Origin of the sequence: Arthrobacter sp. MMS18-M83, from assembly GCF_026683955.1 — a bacterium.
GTDB lineage: Bacteria > Actinomycetota > Actinomycetes > Actinomycetales > Micrococcaceae > Arthrobacter.
The window spans coordinates 2250693-2267194 of the sequence record NZ_CP113343.1; the positions used below are offsets into that span (position 1 = coordinate 2250693).

At 64.0% G+C, this 16502-nt stretch carries 15 protein-coding genes and 1 tRNA gene; 7 read left to right on the top strand and 9 right to left on the bottom strand.

The genetic code is table 11. The features are described from left to right. Positions 1–248 precede the first annotated feature (248 nt). The gene (locus OW521_RS10590) at positions 249–461 is read left to right on the top strand and encodes a helix-turn-helix domain-containing protein (RefSeq protein WP_268025210.1); all 213 of its coding nucleotides are present in this window, start codon (positions 249–251) and stop codon (positions 459–461) included. Further along, positions 454–1746 (top strand): type II toxin-antitoxin system HipA family toxin, encoded by a 1293-nt coding sequence (locus tag OW521_RS10595; RefSeq protein ID WP_268025212.1) that lies wholly within the window; start codon positions 454–456, stop codon positions 1744–1746. The genes OW521_RS10590 and OW521_RS10595 overlap by 8 nt, the downstream gene beginning before the upstream one ends. Before the next feature lie 79 nt (positions 1747–1825). On the opposite strand, the gene OW521_RS10600 is transcribed toward OW521_RS10595, so the two are convergent. From OW521_RS10600 to OW521_RS10625, 6 genes are all read right to left on the bottom strand, one after another. After that, entirely contained in the window at positions 1826–2665 is an 840-nt protein-coding gene (locus tag OW521_RS10600; protein WP_268025214.1) for an aldo/keto reductase, read from the bottom strand. 101 nt (positions 2666–2766) lie between these two features. Continuing rightward, positions 2767–3234, bottom strand: coding sequence for a hypothetical protein (locus OW521_RS10605; RefSeq protein WP_268025216.1), 468 nt, complete (start codon positions 3232–3234; stop codon positions 2767–2769). An 8-nt stretch (positions 3235–3242) separates the two neighbouring features. Further along, positions 3243–3896 (bottom strand): bacterial proteasome activator family protein, encoded by a 654-nt coding sequence (locus tag OW521_RS10610; RefSeq protein ID WP_268025218.1) that lies wholly within the window; start codon positions 3894–3896, stop codon positions 3243–3245. Positions 3897–3922: 26 nt separating this feature from the next. Continuing rightward, entirely contained in the window at positions 3923–4390 is a 468-nt protein-coding gene (locus OW521_RS10615; RefSeq protein ID WP_268025220.1) for a GNAT family N-acetyltransferase, read from the bottom strand. Between the two features lie 25 nt (positions 4391–4415). Next, positions 4416–4997 (bottom strand): PadR family transcriptional regulator, encoded by a 582-nt coding sequence (locus OW521_RS10620; protein ID WP_268025222.1) that lies wholly within the window; start codon positions 4995–4997, stop codon positions 4416–4418. 31 nt (positions 4998–5028) lie between these two features. Further along, positions 5029–6012 (bottom strand): NAD(P)H-quinone oxidoreductase, encoded by a 984-nt coding sequence (locus tag OW521_RS10625; RefSeq protein ID WP_268025224.1) that lies wholly within the window; start codon positions 6010–6012, stop codon positions 5029–5031. A gap of 113 nt (positions 6013–6125) precedes the next feature. Between OW521_RS10625 and OW521_RS10630 the strand changes: the two genes are divergently transcribed. Beyond that, positions 6126–6213: transfer RNA gene (locus tag OW521_RS10630), tRNA-Ser, on the top strand. Positions 6214–6409: 196 nt separating this feature from the next. Here the strand turns inward: OW521_RS10630 and nirD are convergent. After that, positions 6410–6784, bottom strand: a complete 375-nt coding sequence (gene nirD / locus OW521_RS10635; RefSeq protein WP_268025226.1) for a nitrite reductase small subunit NirD — start codon at positions 6782–6784, stop codon at positions 6410–6412. Between the two features lie 281 nt (positions 6785–7065). On the opposite strand from nirD, the gene nirB reads away from it, so the two are divergent. Further along, on the top strand, positions 7066–9687 hold the full coding sequence (gene nirB / locus OW521_RS10640) for a nitrite reductase large subunit NirB (protein ID WP_268025228.1): 2622 nt from the start codon (positions 7066–7068) through the stop codon (positions 9685–9687). A 20-nt stretch (positions 9688–9707) separates the two neighbouring features. Here the strand turns inward: nirB and OW521_RS10645 are convergent, their stop codons facing one another. Then, positions 9708–10313, bottom strand: a complete 606-nt coding sequence (locus tag OW521_RS10645) for a two pore domain potassium channel family protein (RefSeq protein ID WP_268025230.1) — start codon at positions 10311–10313, stop codon at positions 9708–9710. Between OW521_RS10645 and OW521_RS10650 the strand changes: the two genes are divergently transcribed. Both OW521_RS10650 and OW521_RS10655 read left to right on the top strand, forming a co-directional pair. Beyond that, positions 10312–11190, top strand: a complete 879-nt coding sequence (locus OW521_RS10650) for an undecaprenyl-diphosphate phosphatase (protein ID WP_268025232.1) — start codon at positions 10312–10314, stop codon at positions 11188–11190. The two genes, OW521_RS10645 and OW521_RS10650, sit on opposite strands and share 2 nt — an antisense overlap. A 111-nt stretch (positions 11191–11301) precedes the next feature. Then, complete coding sequence (locus OW521_RS10655; protein WP_268025234.1) at positions 11302–12081, top strand: VOC family protein; 780 nt, start codon at positions 11302–11304, stop codon at positions 12079–12081. 118 nt (positions 12082–12199) lie between these two features. Here the strand turns inward: OW521_RS10655 and OW521_RS10660 are convergent, their stop codons facing one another. Then, a complete protein-coding gene (locus OW521_RS10660) occupies positions 12200–14167 on the bottom strand; it encodes an FAD/NAD(P)-binding protein (RefSeq protein ID WP_268025236.1) in 1968 nt (655 codons plus the stop codon). A 59-nt stretch (positions 14168–14226) separates the two neighbouring features. On the opposite strand from OW521_RS10660, the gene OW521_RS10665 reads away from it, so the two are divergent. Continuing rightward, positions 14227–16488 carry a prolyl oligopeptidase family serine peptidase gene (locus OW521_RS10665; protein ID WP_268025237.1) on the top strand — a complete coding sequence of 754 codons (2262 nt, stop codon included), beginning with the start codon at positions 14227–14229 and terminating at the stop codon, positions 16486–16488. Positions 16489–16502 lie beyond the last annotated feature (14 nt).

Consider the following 16502-nt stretch of genomic DNA (forward strand, 5'->3'; position numbering starts at 1 on the left):
TCGTGCGCCGTTTGGGGAACCCTCACACCAGTCCGTTCGGTGGCCCTCCAACGGCACGCCATCGAGCAAAAACGCAGCCGGTGCCGATGGATGGGCCAATGAGCCATGCAACCAAACCCTGCTTGGGCTCGCATGGCATTCTCCAAAGTTAGACTACCTTTTCGTAATCATCCTGCTACGATTACGAAAAGGTAATCACTTCCCTTGTACTACGAATAGCTCATCAAGGTGGTCGAATGCACGGCGTTATGAAGTCCGTTTCGGACCTGGGCCTGATGGTCTACGGTATCCGGCAACGCACCGGGCTTTCCCAGCGCGATCTGGCCGCACGGCTCGGGGTCAGCCAGCGATACCTCTCCGAACTGGAGACCGGCAAACCCAAAGTCCTCAACGACCAGTTCTTCGCCGTCATGGAGAAACTCGGCATCGAACTGACCTTCCGGGAACGCAACCGTGGCTGAGGCCCAGGATGTCCACCTCTATGGCACCGTCATCGGCAGCATGGTCCGGGGCGGCCCTTCCACGGTGGCATTCGAGTCCTCCGAGGCCGGAATGGCGCGGTTCGGGATCGGCTCGCGTATCCTCTCCGCCAATCTGCCGCTTGGACCCCGGGCCTCCACACCGGAAGCGGCGACGGCGTTTTTCGGCGGCCTTCTGCCCGAGGGCTCCGGCAGGTCCAACCTGGCCAAACAGGCCCAGACCAGCCGCGACGATGTTTACGCCCTGGTGTCCTACGCCGGCCGCGACGTCGCCGGCGCGATCCGGGTCGGCGGAGACCCCGGTGAACCGGCGGAATCCTACGAAGCGCTGACCGACGAGCAGATCGCGGTACGGCTGACACTCATCAACGACTATGCCCTGGGCGTCGTCGGCGGCGGCGGCTCCCTGGCCGGGTACCAGCCCAAGACCACCCTTGCCCTGCTCGACGGGGCATGGCACGCCGGCGTCGACGGCGCCGCCTCCACACACATCATCAAGCCGGCCGCCGCTGGCAACGAACATGCCCTACACGCCGAGGCCTATTGTCTGGAACTATCCCGCCGGATCGGTCTGACCACTTTTGCCAGCGACGTGCGCAGCTTCGCGGGCCGGACCGTCCTCGTGCTGGAGCGCTACGATCGCCGGGTCGCCGGCCGCAGCGTCGAACGCATCCACCAAGAGGACGGCGCCCAGGCCCTGGGTCTGCCCTGGGACACCGACAGCAAATTCGAAAGCGTCAACCCTGCCGCGAACCTGCGGAGTCTTGCGAGCCTGCTGCAGCGCCGCCGTGACATCTTCGGCGCCGGGCCCGATGACCGCGAGACCCTGCTTGCGCACACCGCGGTCGGCAACACCGACGCGCACGCCAAAAACTTCTCTACCCTCCGGACCGACGATGGCGCCGTCACCATCGCACCGCTCTACGACGTCTCCACCCATGCCTTGGCGCCCAACGGCCAGCTGAACATGTCACTGCGGGTCAACGACCGCGTCTTCCAGCCGTCCGTGACTGCCGAGGACCTCGTCGCCGAAGGCGTGTCTTGGGGTCTTGAGGAGCAGTACGCACGCAAATCTGTCACTGGCACGCTCGAGAAACTGGCCTATGCCCTCGACCAGGCAGACGGGTCCACCGTGGGGGAGCAGGTGGTCCGGTTCATTGCCCACGGGACGAGGAACCTTCTGGACGGCAAGGCTGCCGGTGTCGGCGGCGCACATCCATCCCTTGTCGCGCTTGGCCCCGTGCCCGCCATGCCTCCGGGACTCTGACTGCCCCGGAGCGCGAAAAGGCCCCGCACCTGCTGGGTTCCAACGGGTGCGGGGCCTTCACTTCGAAACTTCCGGGCGACTAAGCGAAGTCGGAAACCGCCGGATCCGGTCCGATGCGGCCCTCGGCGCCGCGGTCCAGGCCGGTGATGGCCTCGACGTCGGCTTCATCCAGGGTGACGCGTAGTGCTGCGAAGTTCTCCTGGATCCGGGACTCGGTCACGGACTTGGGGATCACGACGTTGCCGATTGCCAGGTGCCAGGCAATGACTACCTGCGCCGGGGTGGCGCCGTGCTTGGCGGCGATCCGGGCGATGGTGGCGTTTTCAAGGAGCTCGCCGCCCTGGCCCAGTGGTGACCAGGCTTGGGTCAGGATGCCATGGGAGGCGTCGAACTCCCGGAGTTCTGCCTGGTTGAAGAACGGGTGCAACTCAATCTGGTGGATCGCCGGAACCACGCCGGTCTCGTCGATCAGGCGCTGCAGGCCTTCCTTGCTGAAGTTGGAGACGCCGATGGACTTGATGCGTCCGCGCTTCTGGAGCTCAATGAGCGCCTTCCACGTGTCCACGAACTTGTCCTGTTTGGGCTGCATCCAGTGAATCAGGTACAGATCGAGGGTTTCCAGGCCAAGGCGATCCATGGATTCTTCAAGCGCAGCAAGGGTGGACTCGTAGCCTTGGTCCGCGTTCCACAGCTTGGTGGTGATAAAGATTTCCTCGGGCTTGAGGCCGGAGGAAGCGATGGCGCGTCCTACGCCCGCCTCGTTGCCGTAGATCTTGGCGGTGTCGATGTGGCGGTAGCCGGCTTCGAAGGCCTGGCGCACCACCTTTTCGGCTACATCGTCCTCAACCTGCCACACCCCGTAGCCGAGCTGGGGAATGGAGTTGCCGTCGTTAAAAGTAAGGTTCGGTGACGAAGTCATGGCTTCCATCCTGCCAGCCACGCACACCCAGTGGCTACGAATTCCGGGGTCTCTAAGCTAGGCGCTTAATAGTTGTTATGTGGGAATAGGCGCGTCTGCACCTATTCTTCGGGTCGCTGCGAGTCGGCCTGCGCCCTCAACAGCCGCTCCGCTTCGTCCACGTGCTCGTAGACCGCTTCGGCGCGCCGTCGCACCGAAATCGCTCCCACGGGGACGGGTCCGACGGCGAGACGTAGCATGGCGGCCGCCTCCGCCGTCGTCGCAAGAGAGTTCCCCGCTTTGGACAAAGCGCGATGCACCCCCGCGAGCGACCCCGGAATGTCCAGTCCATCACTGGGTGCCCGGAGCTGCGCCTCGACGCAGACGGCACGGACCCTGGAAGACAAGCCGGCCAGTTCGTTGGCAATTACTACGAGTTCGACGTAAAGCTGTTCGTCTTCTACGCCCTCAAGCACCTGGTGGTACCGGTCAAGGCCGCGATGGAAGCGATCGTGGGCGCGCCTCCACAGTCCCTTGCCAAGTTCAGCATCATCCTTCCGCCCCTGCCGGACGGCCCCAAAGAATCCCAATCCAGCGCTCAGAGGTATTGACCCGGGTGTCGGTCCGGGTCCTCAACGCGAGAAGGTTTGCCGGGTTCCGCTTCCTTGCCGGGAAGGTGGGCACGCTGCGGCTCACCGTTCTCGCCAATAACGACGCCCGGAGCGATCATGGTTCCTGGCGGAAGTTGGCGAAGCTGCAGCTGGGCAACAGCGTGCTCCCGGGCCGCCTGCTGGGCCGCAATAGCGGTCTGGATTCCGTGGAACAGCCCTTCAAGCCAACCGACCAGCTGTGCCTGAGCGATCCGGAGCTCGGCGTCGGACGGAGTCTTGTGTTCAGGGAAGGGGAGGCTGATGCGCTCCAGCTCCTCCACAAGTTCCGGAGCAAGGCCCTCTTCGAGCTCCTTGATGGAGCGTTCATGGATCTCGGCAAGGCGTCCCCGCGCTGCCTCGTCCAACGGGGCGCTCTTCACTTCTTCAAGGAGCTGGCGGATCATCGTGCCGATCCGCATGACTTTGGCGGGCTCGTCGACGAGGTCCTGCAGCGTGCTGCCCTTCTTGACCCCAGGCTTCCCGTTGCCCTTAGGGCCAGCTTCCGATGTGCTCTCCGCCGTGCCAGCGTCCAAGGTTGTGCCCTCCACCGGGATGTCGTCAAAGCTCTCGCCACTGGATTGAGTGTCGTCCTGATCGCTCATGCGTTCATACTCTCATGGGCCGCAACTCAGCCCAGAGCCTTGACAAGTATTTCGCCTTCGTCCTTAGCGAAACCACATTTTTCATAGAAACCCGTGGCATAGACGTTGGCCGGGACCCAGACTTCCTCCATCCCATGTCCCCGCATCCACTCCTCCATGACAGAGAGGAGGTACCGGCCGATACCGCGACGGCGCCAATCCGCGTGAGTACCCATTTCCATGAGGAGAAGTTCCGCCCATGGGCCTGCAATGCGGCGGCGCTGGATGCAACAGTGGAGGAAACCAACTGTCTCGCCACCGAGCTCAGCCAGCCAGAACAGCACGGTGGGGTCGCCCAAAAAGGAGCGGGCGGCGTCGTACGCCAACGCGCCTGATGGCTCAACTGACGGGTCCTCGTCGAACAGATTGTCCGTCTCCGCGAGGCGGATCAGCGCGTGGGCGTCGTCGGGACCGAGCAGCCGGATGCGAACGTCGGCATTCGTGAATGTTGCCATACCAGCACCTCCCCTGCGGAGAAGTCTATGCGGTGGGCGTTCCCGCGCCGCGAAAGGTTCCTGCCATGCCGTTGCCGGCGCCGTTGGCCTGTTGGACCAGCCTGGCCTCACAGAGATCCAGCCAGCGAACCTCCGCCTCGGCGTGAAAAACCAGGGAATCCAGGACGAGCAGCCTGGCCGTATCAGTTACCCGCTGGTTGGCGGCAACGTCCTTGCGGGCCTGGGTGTGCTCCTGCAGCTCCCGTATGGAAATCTCACGTTGGGCCTGGATGAGCGCAGTGGGGTCGGTGCCCGCCGTCGTGACGGCCAGAGCCAGTTTGATGGCCAACTCGTTCCTGGGCGGAACTCCCCGATCCACCGCTGTTGCGAACCATAGGCGGATCTCGGCGGCCCCGGCGTCGGTGATGCTGTAGAGCACGTGCCCCTGGCCGTCGTCGCCGTTCCTGCGAACAAAAGCGTCCCGCTCCAGCCGGTTCAGCGTTGTGTACACCTGGCCGATGTTCAGGGGCCAGACCGCGCCTGTGCGTTCCTCGAAGGCAACGCGAAGCTGGTAGCCGTAGCGGGGCTGCTCCTGGAGCAATGCCAGGATGCTGTACCGGATGGACATTGCCCTCCTTCTTGCGGCCGGTTTGGCGGGCTTAGAGCAGCAGCAGGACTTTGCCCATGTGCTCGCCGGAATCAAAGTACTCGTGGGCTTCGCGGACCTGCTCCAGGGGGAACGACTTGGCCACGAATGGCCTGATCCGGCCATCGGCGAGCATCGGCCACACCGACTCGCGAACGGCGTTCATGATGACGCCTTTTTCCGCCACGGGACGCGGACGCAGCGATGTACCGATGATTGCCGCGCGCTTGCTTAGCAACTGGCCGAGGTTGAGTTCACCCTTGACGCCACCCTGCAGCCCGATCACCACCAACCGGCCGTAATCCGCGAGGGCTTCCACGTTTTGCTGCAAGTATTTGGCACCCACGACGTCGAGGATCACGTCCGCTCCTTTGCCCCCGTTTTGTGCCTTGAGGCTTACTGCGAAATCTTCTTCCGCGTAGTTGATGGCGATGTCGGCTCCGAGAAAAGCTTTAGCGGTGCCCACCTTTTCGGCGGTGCCGGCCGTGGCCGCGACTGTGGCACCGCACGCTTTGGCGAGTTGGATGGCCATGGTTCCGATGCCGCCCGTGGCGCCGTGTATGAGTACGGTCTCACCCGCTTGCAGCTGGGCAGTCATGATGAGATTCGAATACACCGTGGCAGCCACTTCAGGCAAGGCCGCGGCGGTGACCAGATCCACGCCGTCGGGCAATCGCAGAACCTGTTCGGCCGGGACCGCGACTTGCTGCGCGTAGCCGCCACCCGCAAGCAACGCCACCACCTTGTCGCCGACGGAGAAAGGCTTGCTTACATCGGGCCCGAACGCAGCAATCCTGCCGGACACCTCAAGGCCGGGAATTTCGGAGGCTCCCGGCGGCGGCGGGTAGAAACCGCGGCGCTGCTGGACATCGGCCCTGTTGAGGCCGGCGGCGACGACGTCGATGAGAACCTCGCCGGGGCCGGGAACCGGAGAAGGGACCTCACGGACCTCGAGAACCTCGGGCCCGCCCGGTTCAGAGATGTAGACGGCTTTCATACGTGCTCCCGATTCCTTGCTCAGCGGAGTTGGCCTTTAGGACACCTTAATTGGGTTAATCGCGGCGTCGGGTTTTTGGCACAACCAACTCCCTATGAAACACTACTAGGCAGGGAAGGTTGTCCGAGCGGCCTAAGGAGCTGGTCTTGAAAACCAGTGTGCGGTAACCCCGCACCAAGGGTTCAAATCCCTTACCTTCCGCGTGGCGCGACGATCGCGCAACTGAGGGGCCGGTTCATGCGAATCTTTGGATTCCGTGGCCGGCCTCTTTGCGTTAAAGCGGTGGGTTGCCGGCTTCGCACTGCCGGCATCGGGTTGCGGGTGAGAGCCCGCCGAGAACGCCAGTGGCCGGTTCCGTGAGCGGAACCGGCCAGAATCGGCGTCGAGAGCTGGCAGCTTAGACGGCTACCTCAATGTATCCGTCCACAAGACGGGTGGCGTAGCTCGCGAGCCGCAGTTCGGGGTTGGTGAAGCATTCGCCGGTTTCGAGGTCGTAGACCTCTTTGTGAAGCGGTGAGGCGATGGTGGGACGGCTGCCCCGCGAACCGACAATCCCCCGTGCCATGACGTTGGAGAGGGTCGCGGGGTCCTGTTGGGACACCGCCAGGACTTCATTCGGCGTGGTGCGGAACAGTGCTACTTGCTTGCCTCCGACCAAGGCAGCTTCGCCCCACGCCGGTTCGAGCTCGTCGATTGCGCAGACGCGGTGCCAGCCGGACGCCGTCGGCGTGCCTTGCTGTTGTAGTTTTTCCCGATCCAGAATTGCGGTCATTTCAGCCCCTATCGCTTAGCCTGCCAATCCAGCGGATCGAATTCCGCCATCGGCACGGGCCGTTTGCGGCCACAGTTTCACGGTAGGCCGGTCATGTTTCGCCGGAATGCAATCAATGTGTCCTGCTCGTAAAGGAGACCTCACTCCACCGCAATCCTCACCGTGATGCGAAGGTTAAGCTTTCTGAAACAAAAGGGAAACTGATGCGAAACTGCCCGTCCGTAGTCTGAGGTGACAAGTCGCGGATGACACGGTTCTGCGGCACATGCGAAAGGCCGCCAGTGACCGGACACACTTCACCCTCAGAGAACCCGCGCCGAATTGTGGTCGCCGGTGGAGGCCCAGCGGCCCACCGATTCGCCGACGCCATGCACACCCGCGGTCTCGAGGGCTGGCACGTCACGGTCCTCACCGAGGAAGCCCACCTCCCGTATGACCGGGTCACGCTGAGCAAGGCCCTCATCGATGTGGACCACGACCTCACGCTCGGCCAGGCCTCGATGTGGGACCACGATGCCTTGGACCTGCGCACAGGCGAGCGAGTGGTCAAGATCAACGCCGAAGCCAAGTCGGTGGAAACCGCGGCCGGCAACAGCTACTCCTACGACGCCCTGGTGGTCGCGACGGGTTCGAACGCCGCCCGCCTACCGATCCCCGGCGCCGAGCACACGCACGTTTACCGCACGCTCGAAGACGTGTGGGCCATCAACGATGCCATTACCCAGCTCACGGAGAAACTGGGACGCAAGGTCAAGGCGGTCACCATCGGCGGTGGTCTCCTCGGCCTCGAGTCGGCCGCCGGCACGGAGCAGTTGGGCGCCACCCCAATCGTCATCGACGGCGCGTCGTGGCTAATGGCCACACAGCTCGATGAAGGCGCCGGCCAAGCGCTGGGCCGCCTCATCAAGGACAAGGGCTTCGAGATCCACGGCGGCGTGTTCCCGTCCGAAGTGTTGTCCGACGACGACGGCCAGGTCACCGGAGTCCTCATGGCCGACGGGCGCATCATCGACGCCGACATCGTGATCGTCGCAATCGGCGTCAGGCCGCGCGATGAACTGTTCCGTGCGGGAGATGGCGAGGAGCAGGTGTTCTCCCTTGGCCAGCGCGGCGGTGTTGTCATTTCCGACGGTTGCGAAACCGAGATCCCCGGCATCTTCGCGATCGGTGAGGTGGCGAACTTCGATGGCATGTGCCTGGGGCTCGTGGCTCCGGCGAACACGATGGCCGAGATCGTGGCCGACCGGCTGCACGGCGGACAGGCGACCTTCCCCGGCTTCGACACCGCCACCAAGCTCAAGCTCTCCGGCGTGGACGTGGCCAGCTTCGGGGACGCGTTCGCCAGGACCGAGCACTCCCTGGAAATCGTCTACGCGGACCCGGCCCGGGGCGTGTACCAGAAGATCGTCACCACCGACGACGCCAAGACCCTGCTCGGCGGCATCTTCGTCGGCGACGCCACCCCCTACATGAGCCTGCGCCCCATGCTCGGCCGGGAACTGTCCGCCGAACCCGGCGCCTACCTCACCGCCGCAGGCGGCGGGGAAGCCCCCGAAACCGAGCTCCCGGACGACGCGATCCTGTGCTCGTGCAACAACGTGCCCGCCGGATCCATCCGGGACGCCATCAACGGCTGCGGCTCCTGCGAGGGCAACGCCCCCGTCCAGGAGCTGGGCGAACTGAAGACCTGCTCCCGGGCCGGCACCCAGTGCGGGTCCTGCGTGCCGATGCTCAAGAAGCTCCTCGAAGGGGAACTGAAGAAGTCCGGCATCGAGGTCTCCAAGGCCCTCTGCGAGCACTTCAGCCTCTCCCGCCAGGAACTCTTCGACGCCATCCGGGTCCTGGAACTGACCTCCTTCGAGGACATCCTGGCCAAATACGGCACCGGCGCGGGCTGTGACATCTGCAAACCCACCATCGCCTCCATCCTCGCCTCCCAGAACAGCGAATACGTCCTGGGCGCGGGCCGGGGCACCCTGCAGGACACCAACGACCGCGCCCTGGCCAACATGCAAAAAGACGGCACCTACTCCGTGGTCCCGCGCATCCCGGGCGGTGAGATCACGCCGGACAAGCTCATGGTCATCGGCTCCGTAGCGAAGAAATACGGCCTGTACACGAAGATCACCGGCGGGCAGCGCATTGACATGTTCGGCGCCCGCCTCGAGCAGCTCCCGGACATCTGGGCCGAGCTCATCGAGGCCGGCATGGAGTCCGGACAGGCCTACGGCAAGAGCCTACGCACCGTGAAATCCTGCGTCGGCTCCACGTGGTGCCGCTACGGCGTGCTCGACTCGGTCGGGATGGCCATCAAGCTCGAACTGCGCTACCGCGGTCTGCGCAGCCCGCACAAGCTCAAGCTCGGCGTCTCCGGCTGCGCCCGCGAATGCGCCGAAGCCCGCGGCAAGGACGTCGGCGTCATCGCCACCTCTGACGGCTGGAACCTCTACGTAGGCGGCAACGGCGGCGCGACCCCCGCTCACGCCCAGCTCCTCGCGGGCGGGCTAGACGATGAGACCCTGATCAAATACATCGACCGATACTTCATGTACTACATCCGCACCGCCGACCGCCTCCAACGCACCGCGCGCTGGCAAGAAGAACTCGAAGGCGGCCTGGAGCACGTGCGGCAGGTCGTCGTCGAGGACTCGCTCGGCATCGCCGAGGAGCTGGAGGCGGCCATCGCCGCCCACGTCGAAAACTACGAGGACGAGTGGGCCGCGACGCTCAAGGACCCCGAACGGCTCCGCCGCTTCCGCTCCTTCGTCAACGCCCCCGACCAGAAAGACGAAGCCATTACCTTCGTCCCCGAACGCGGCCAGATCCGCCCCGCCACCAACGAGGAAAAGGGCGGCGTCCTCATTTCTTCCCCGAGCATCCCCATCCGCGGAAGCGAAGACTAAGAACGCACCTCGACGGCGAGCTACGGGGACGGCGAGTGGTCACTACGGGTTCCGACCACGCCGCCCAGTAGTTCGCCGTCGGCGTTTTCCAGGAGGGCAGTCAGGCGCTCGACCTGCTCGGCCAGCCGGCGAATCTCCTGCTTCATGGGCTCCTCAGCCACAGTCGCGGCGGCGGCCGCTCCGGACGAAACCTGTTCGACGAGCCAGGACGCAACAGAGGCAGTGGTGATGGTGACCATCGCCCACCAGATTGCATCGCCGAAGTTGGTGATGTTGGCGCCAGCTGCGTTCTCTTCCGCGTCAAGCACGGCCAGCGCACCGCAGTACGTCAGGAGGGCGGCGGAGCCGAGCACGAATGTGAGAATGCGGCCACGCATGGCGTTCCCGGCCGTGCGATGGAGCAGCTTCAGAAGTGTTACGAGCCGCAATAGCCTCAGCGGTCGCAGAACCGGGAGTGCGAGAATCAGCAACTCGTGGAGGTTCCGTATGAACCATTGGCCGCGACGCCGGGCCAACAGGAGGCACATGGCGTAGTCCAGGGCAAACACCAGCCAGGTGACCGCCACGGCTGCCTCCCAGCAAACGTTCACCTCCCAGTAACCGGTACTGGCTAGGATCGAACCCATGATTAATATGATCCAGGCCATCGTCATGGGCCTGCTGCAGGGAATCACCGAACTCTTCCCGATTTCCAGCCTCGGCCACAGCGTCATTTTGCCCAAACTATTCGGTTGGGGCCTGGACCAGAAGGCACCTGAGTTCCTGAACTTCCTCATAGCCACCCACCTGGCTACAGCAATTGTGCTGTTTTTCTTCTTCCTCCGGGACTGGATTGAAATCGCCAAGGGACTTGGCCGTTCCATCCGGGACAGAAAGATTGCTCCCTCGGATACCTACGCGAAGCTCGGCTGGCTCCTGGTGGTTGGAACCGTGCCGGCCGGAATCATCGGCCTGGTTTTGGAAAAGCCCATCCGGAACCTCTTTGGTTCCCCGCTGATCGCAGCGGCATTCTTGGTGGTCAACGGGCTTGTGCTTTTTGCGGCGGAACGCCTGCGGACCCGGGACAGCCGCCGCGCTGCAGCGCAACCGGTGACTGCAACCGCTTCCGACGCCGAAATCGCCACCCTGTCTTGGAAACGCGCCTTGGGAATCGGCTCCGCCCAAGCAGCTGCCCTGATCCCGGGCATCTCCCGTTCCGGTGCGTCGATGGCAGGCGGTTTGCTGTCCGGATTGAACAACGAAAACGCCGCGAGGTTCAGCTTCCTGCTCGCAACACCGATCATTGGCGCGGCCGCCGTGCTCAAGCTTCCTGAACTCTTCACGCCGGCCATGGCCGACGAGCGCGGCGTGTTCCTGGTGGGGGCGCTGTGCGCGGGTGTCGCCGCCTGGTTCGCCACCAAGTTCCTGCTTCGTTTCTTTGAGACTCGAACCCTCACGCCGTTCGCCATTTACTCGGTGGTCGGCGGAGCGATCTACTTCATCTTGATGCTCGTCATGGGATAGGACCCACCAAAGGCATTGAAACTGTCAGAGGCCCCGCATAGGGTTTTGTCTGTCTCCACCACCCACTCATGAAACCGCTGCAACAGCCGCGGCAACAACACAGGAGCAAACATGCCTACACCTGACATCACCCCCGGCGCACCTTGCTGGATCGACCTGATGACCTCGGACCCGGAGAAGGCAAAGTCCTTTTACAACACGCTCTTCGGCTGGACCTACGAGACCGGGGACCAGGAAAAGTACGGCGGCTACATCACGGCCTCGAAGGACGGCAAGATGGTGGCCGGGATCATGCAGAAGCAGGAAGATATGGCACAGATGCCCGATGTCTGGTCCACCTACCTGCGCACTGACGACATCAAGGCCACCACTGAAGCGACTGTCGCCAACGGCGGCCAGATCTACTTGGAACCCATGGAAGTTCCGGACCAGGGAACCATGGCAATGTACGCGGATTCCTCCGGAGCAGCCATCGGCGCCTGGCAGTTCGGCGAGATGAAGGGCTACCAACTCGCTGCCGAAACGGGAGCACCCGCTTGGCACGAGCTCTTCGCCAAGGAATACGACTCTGCTGTTTCCTTCTACCAAAACGTCTTCGGCTGGGAAACCACCGTTGTGGGCGACACCCCGGAGTTCCGGTACACCACGCTCGGCGCGGGCGACGACTCCAAGGCGGGCATCATGGATGCCTCCGGTTTCTTGCCTGCCGAGGTGCCGTCCTACTGGGGCGTCTATTTCGCTGTGGACAAGGTCGATACCACTATCGAGCAGGCCGTCTCCCTGGGCGCTACCGTCGTCCAGGCAGCTGAGGACACTCCCTACGGCCGCATGGCCACCCTGACCGATCCGACGGGTGCGATCTTCAAACTCATCGAAAACCAGGCTTCATAAACCCCCACCACCACGGATGAGCATGCTCTCCCCCGGCCTTGGCGAATGGACATATTGGGATTATGTCCACTCGTAGGATCGGGCGGGGAGCATGCTCGTTTTGCTTGGTGGAACATGCTCATTTTTGCAGGGGTAGGCCGAGTATGTCCCTGGCGATTTCGTCCGCGTCGCGGAGGGTCCGCTGGCCGCTGCGGTAGGCACGACCTTCGGAAGGCCGGGCTTCGGCGGCGATGGCCGTCCCCCATTGGGCGGAGGAAAGTTGCAGGCCCAGGGCGTACATCCCGGGGGTCAGCGAACCGTTGGCACCCACCAGGCGATAGGGGTGCGCCTGGACATCCAACCCGGAGGTCTGCACCGGTATTCCTTCAGCCGACATCATGACCTTGGGCCGCACCAATCCGTCGGCGAGCAATTGCCGAAGCAACGGAGAAACACTCGCGCCCACCCTGTTCGCCGGGGACATGGCCTCAATCAGTGTCCTCGCTTCCGCGGCGTCGTCGTGCACCCAAGCCGATACCGCACGGAAGACCCCCCTGCCACGGTCAACGTTGAATCGCGGATCCGGGCCCACGAAACTCACGACGCCGGCACGCGCCAAAGCGGCCAACTGTTCGGCACGCACGGCGGGCGGACCGCTCGCGAGCCCCTCGACGAAGGACTCGAACCAGCCCCGAAGTTCGCCCACCCACGATTCGTCCGTGATGCCACCGTCGGCAACGGCACTCTTCAGAATGGCCCTTCCTGTGTGCAAGGCACCGATGGCCATCTTCACGGGATCCGTCTCTCCCAGCGCGGAGCGGTGCGCGTCGTCGTCCAGATAGTCCACGACGGCGGCGTCGAGTTCCTTCCTGGACGCAAAGGAACGCGCGGCCAACGGCGCCGCGAGGCCCAGAAGGTCAAGGCGGCGCGACGCTGCAACGTGGGTAGCAACTAGCTCTGCAACCTGGTTTTCCCACCGCCCGGTGGCATGCGCATGCGGCTGCAACAGGTCCTCGAGGGCAGCCAGGAATTCCGTCGCTTCGAGAACGGCCACGGGTTCCGAAACAACCAAAGTGGAGTAATAAGCCCACAAGGCATCGCGATGCAGGAGGGGCCAAAGATCGTGGTCGAAGCCAGGTTGGATTCCCGCCGCGGCGAAGCGCTCTATCGCGCCTTCCGTCAAGTACCGCAAGCGCACCGACTTCGGGTAGTAGCCGTCCAAGCCGGCCTTGGCCCGGTACGGAGTGCCACGCCTGGATGCCGCGATGATCTTCGGTTCCCGGCCCGAGGGCAAGTACTTGAGCTTCCCGGGGAGACCGTCGCCAGCCGCCACGAACTGTCCGCCGCGGCCTTCCGTCAACTGGCCCATGACGTCAAAGAAGTTCAGGCCCATGCCCCGTACCAGGACCGTCTCATTGTCCGGAACCAAAGCCCAGTCGACGTCGGCAGGAGCGGCCGGCGGGAAGTACAGCAGCCCGAGCTCCCCCGCCGCCTCCCTGAACGAACGCTGCTCCGGGTTGAGCCGGGACTCAAGGTGCCCCAGCGCAAGGACGAGGGAATCGACGGTGAGGCGACCGCCGTCGTCGAGTTCGACGTCGAATCTTCCGCCCGCGGGACCGCCCGGCAGGGGACGCGCTGCCACAGCGTGGCACCTGTGGAAAGCGATCTCGACGCCGGCAGGGACACGTTCCAGCAATTCCTCCAACGTTGAGCGCAAATACCGTCCATAGAGGGCACGGCTTGGAAAGTCGTGGGAGGCGAGGATGGCAAGTTCGGCCTGTTCCTCGGCACTCAGTCCGGCGCCGGCGGACGCACGCTTTTCCGAGCGCCATTGCTCGAAAGATCCCCCGGCCAAGGGCGGCGCGAGCTGCTCGTCCTCGGGAATCAGGGTGGGGTAGAACGACTGCGTGTTCATGAGGTAAAGGCGGGACTGTTCGGGCGGCCAGACGTGTCCGGGACCGGCCGGATAGGGGTCTACGACGTCGATATGCAGGGAACGGGCTTCCGTTTCCGTCGCGGCCCAATTGGCGAGCAATCGCTCAAGCACACTGGTGCCGCGAGGACCTGCCCCGATCAGCCCCACCCGAATGTTCTGCGATTTACCCACGCCCAAGCCTAACTTCTTGTGACTTGCTTCCTTCTCAGACAGTCGCCCTAGGATGAGGGATGACCACCACAGCAGCTGATCAAGCGCCCGTGCCCGACAACGAGACTGCCAAGGGAACCGCAAACGCTTCCGAACCTGTCGACGAGAATATCTGGCTCGAAGACGTTCATGGCGAAGAACAGCTGGACTGGGTGCGGGAACAAAATGCCCGCACCGAAGACTTACTAGACGACGCCGAGTACGCCGCCTTGGAAGCCGGAATCCTGGAAGTCCTGGACTCCACGGACAAGATCGCCATGGTCAACAAGCGCGGCGAGCACTACTACAACTTCTGGAAGGACCAGCAGAACCCGAAGGGTCTCTGGCGACGGACCACATGGGAGAGCTACCTCAGCGACTCTCCGGAATGGGACGTCCTTCTGGACATCGATGCGCTGGCTGAGGCTGAGGGCGAAGAATGGGTGTTCCACGGCGCCAACTTCTTGCGTCCGGCCGAGGGCGAGCCGCACCGCCTCGCCGTCATCGCTCTCTCCCCCGACGGCGGTGACGCCAACCGCCACCGCGAGTTCGACGTCGAGACCCGCACCTTCGTGCACCCTGCTGCAGGCGGCTTCGACCTTCCGACCGCGAAGGGCAACGTGAGCTGGCTGGACGCCGACACGCTGCTGGTATCCACAACCGCGGACGGCCTGCCGAAAACCAGCTCCTCCTACGCGCGGACCGGCGTGAAGCTCCGGCGCGGCCAGACCCTGACTGAAGCCGAGCGGATCTTCGAGATCCCCGAAGACCACATGATGGCGCTCGTCGCCCACGACTCCACTCCAGGCTTCGAACGCACTTTCGCCGTGGACTGGATCGACTTCTTCAACCGATCCACCTCCGTGCTGCGTGACGACGCATGGCTTGCCATCGACGTCCCCACAGACGTGAACCTCAGTTCCCACCGCGAATGGCTCATGTTCCGTCCGCGGCAGGACTGGAACGTTGGCGGTGCAACGTACCCGGCGGGCTCGCTGCTTGCTGCCGACTTCGAAGGCTATCTGTCCGGGGCACGCGACTTCACGGTGCTTTTCACTCCGGACGAACACACTTCCCTGCAGTCCTGGAGTTGGACGCGGGACTACCTGCTCCTGAACCTGTTGCATGATGTCTCTTCCGAGATCAGGGTGCTCGCTCCCGTCTGGAAGGACTCCGCCGGCGGGTGGGCGGTGACCCTGCTCGATGCGTGCCCGCCGCTGCACGATGTGAACGCCTACGCGGTGGACGACGAAGACGAAGCGGAAGGCGACGACGCCGGCAACGACTATTGGCTCGTGGCAACGGGCTTCACCACTCCCACCACGCTCATGCGCGGCACACTGTCCCCGGGCATAGCCGCCTACAGCCTCGACGCTGGCCACGACGGCGGGGTCTCCAGCACGCACGCCGTGGTGAAGTCATCGCCGTCGTTCTTCAACGAGACGGACTACGAGGTGCAGCAACACTTCGCCACCTCGGCAGACGGCACGCGGGTGCCCTACTTCCAAGTGGCGTCCAAAGATCTGGACCTCGACGGCGAAAACCCCACGCAGCTTTCGGGCTACGGCGGCTTCGAGATCTCCAGGACGCCGGCCTACAGCGGCGCCATCGGGCGCGCGTGGCTGGAACGCCGAAGCGAAAGCATCCAATCCGACGATGGCTCCCCGGCACATTCGCGCGGCGGCGTCTACGTCGTGGCCAACATCCGCGGCGGCGGCGAGTATGGCCCAGCCTGGCACCGGGCCGCCTTGCAGGAAAAACGGCACCGCGCGTTCGAGGACTTCGCAGCGGTTGCGCGGGACCTCATCTCACGGGGCGTCACCAGTCCGCGCCGGCTCGGCTGCGTGGGCGGATCCAACGGCGGGCTGCTGGTTGGCAACATGCTGACCCAGTATCCGGAGCTGTTCGGAGCGGTCTCCTGCGGTGTCCCGTTGCTGGACATGCGCCGCTACACCAAGCTTTCTGCCGGCTACTCCTGGATTGCCGAGTACGGCGATCCCGACGTCCCGGAGCAATGGGAATTCATCCGAACCTTCTCTCCGTACCACCTGTTGCGCGACGGCGTGGACTATCCGGAGACGTTCATCTGGACAGCCACCTCCGACGACCGTGTGGGCCCGGTCCAAGCCCGGAAGATGGCCGCCCGGATGCAGGCGATGGGCATCCCCAACGTGTGGTTCCACGAAGCACTTGAAGGCGGTCACGCAGGCGCTTCGGACAACCGCCAAGCGGCCTCCCTCCAGGCCCGCAGCCAGCACTTCCTGTGGCGGGCACTTGCCGGTAAGCAGGGCGCGGGCCAGTGACGGTCGCCTGAGAT

Coding starts and splice junctions, on each gene's coding strand:
- OW521_RS10645 (WP_268025230.1), bottom strand. CDS start 10,313: ATGGGTTCGATCCTAGCCAGTACCGGTTACTGGGAGGTGAACGTTTGC.
- nirD (WP_268025226.1), bottom strand. CDS start 6,784: ATGACCGCAATTCTGGATCGGGAAAAACTACAACAGCAAGGCACGCCG.
- OW521_RS10625 (WP_268025224.1), bottom strand. CDS start 6,012: ATGAAAGCCGTCTACATCTCTGAACCGGGCGGGCCCGAGGTTCTCGAG.
- OW521_RS10655 (WP_268025234.1), top strand. CDS start 11,302: ATGCCTACACCTGACATCACCCCCGGCGCACCTTGCTGGATCGACCTG.
- OW521_RS10590 (WP_268025210.1), top strand. CDS start 249: ATGAAGTCCGTTTCGGACCTGGGCCTGATGGTCTACGGTATCCGGCAA.
- OW521_RS10665 (WP_268025237.1), top strand. CDS start 14,227: ATGACCACCACAGCAGCTGATCAAGCGCCCGTGCCCGACAACGAGACT.
- OW521_RS10650 (WP_268025232.1), top strand. CDS start 10,312: ATGATTAATATGATCCAGGCCATCGTCATGGGCCTGCTGCAGGGAATC.
- OW521_RS10610 (WP_268025218.1), bottom strand. CDS start 3,896: ATGAGCGATCAGGACGACACTCAATCCAGTGGCGAGAGCTTTGACGAC.
- OW521_RS10600 (WP_268025214.1), bottom strand. CDS start 2,665: ATGACTTCGTCACCGAACCTTACTTTTAACGACGGCAACTCCATTCCC.
- OW521_RS10615 (WP_268025220.1), bottom strand. CDS start 4,390: ATGGCAACATTCACGAATGCCGACGTTCGCATCCGGCTGCTCGGTCCC.
- OW521_RS10620 (WP_268025222.1), bottom strand. CDS start 4,997: ATGTCCATCCGGTACAGCATCCTGGCATTGCTCCAGGAGCAGCCCCGC.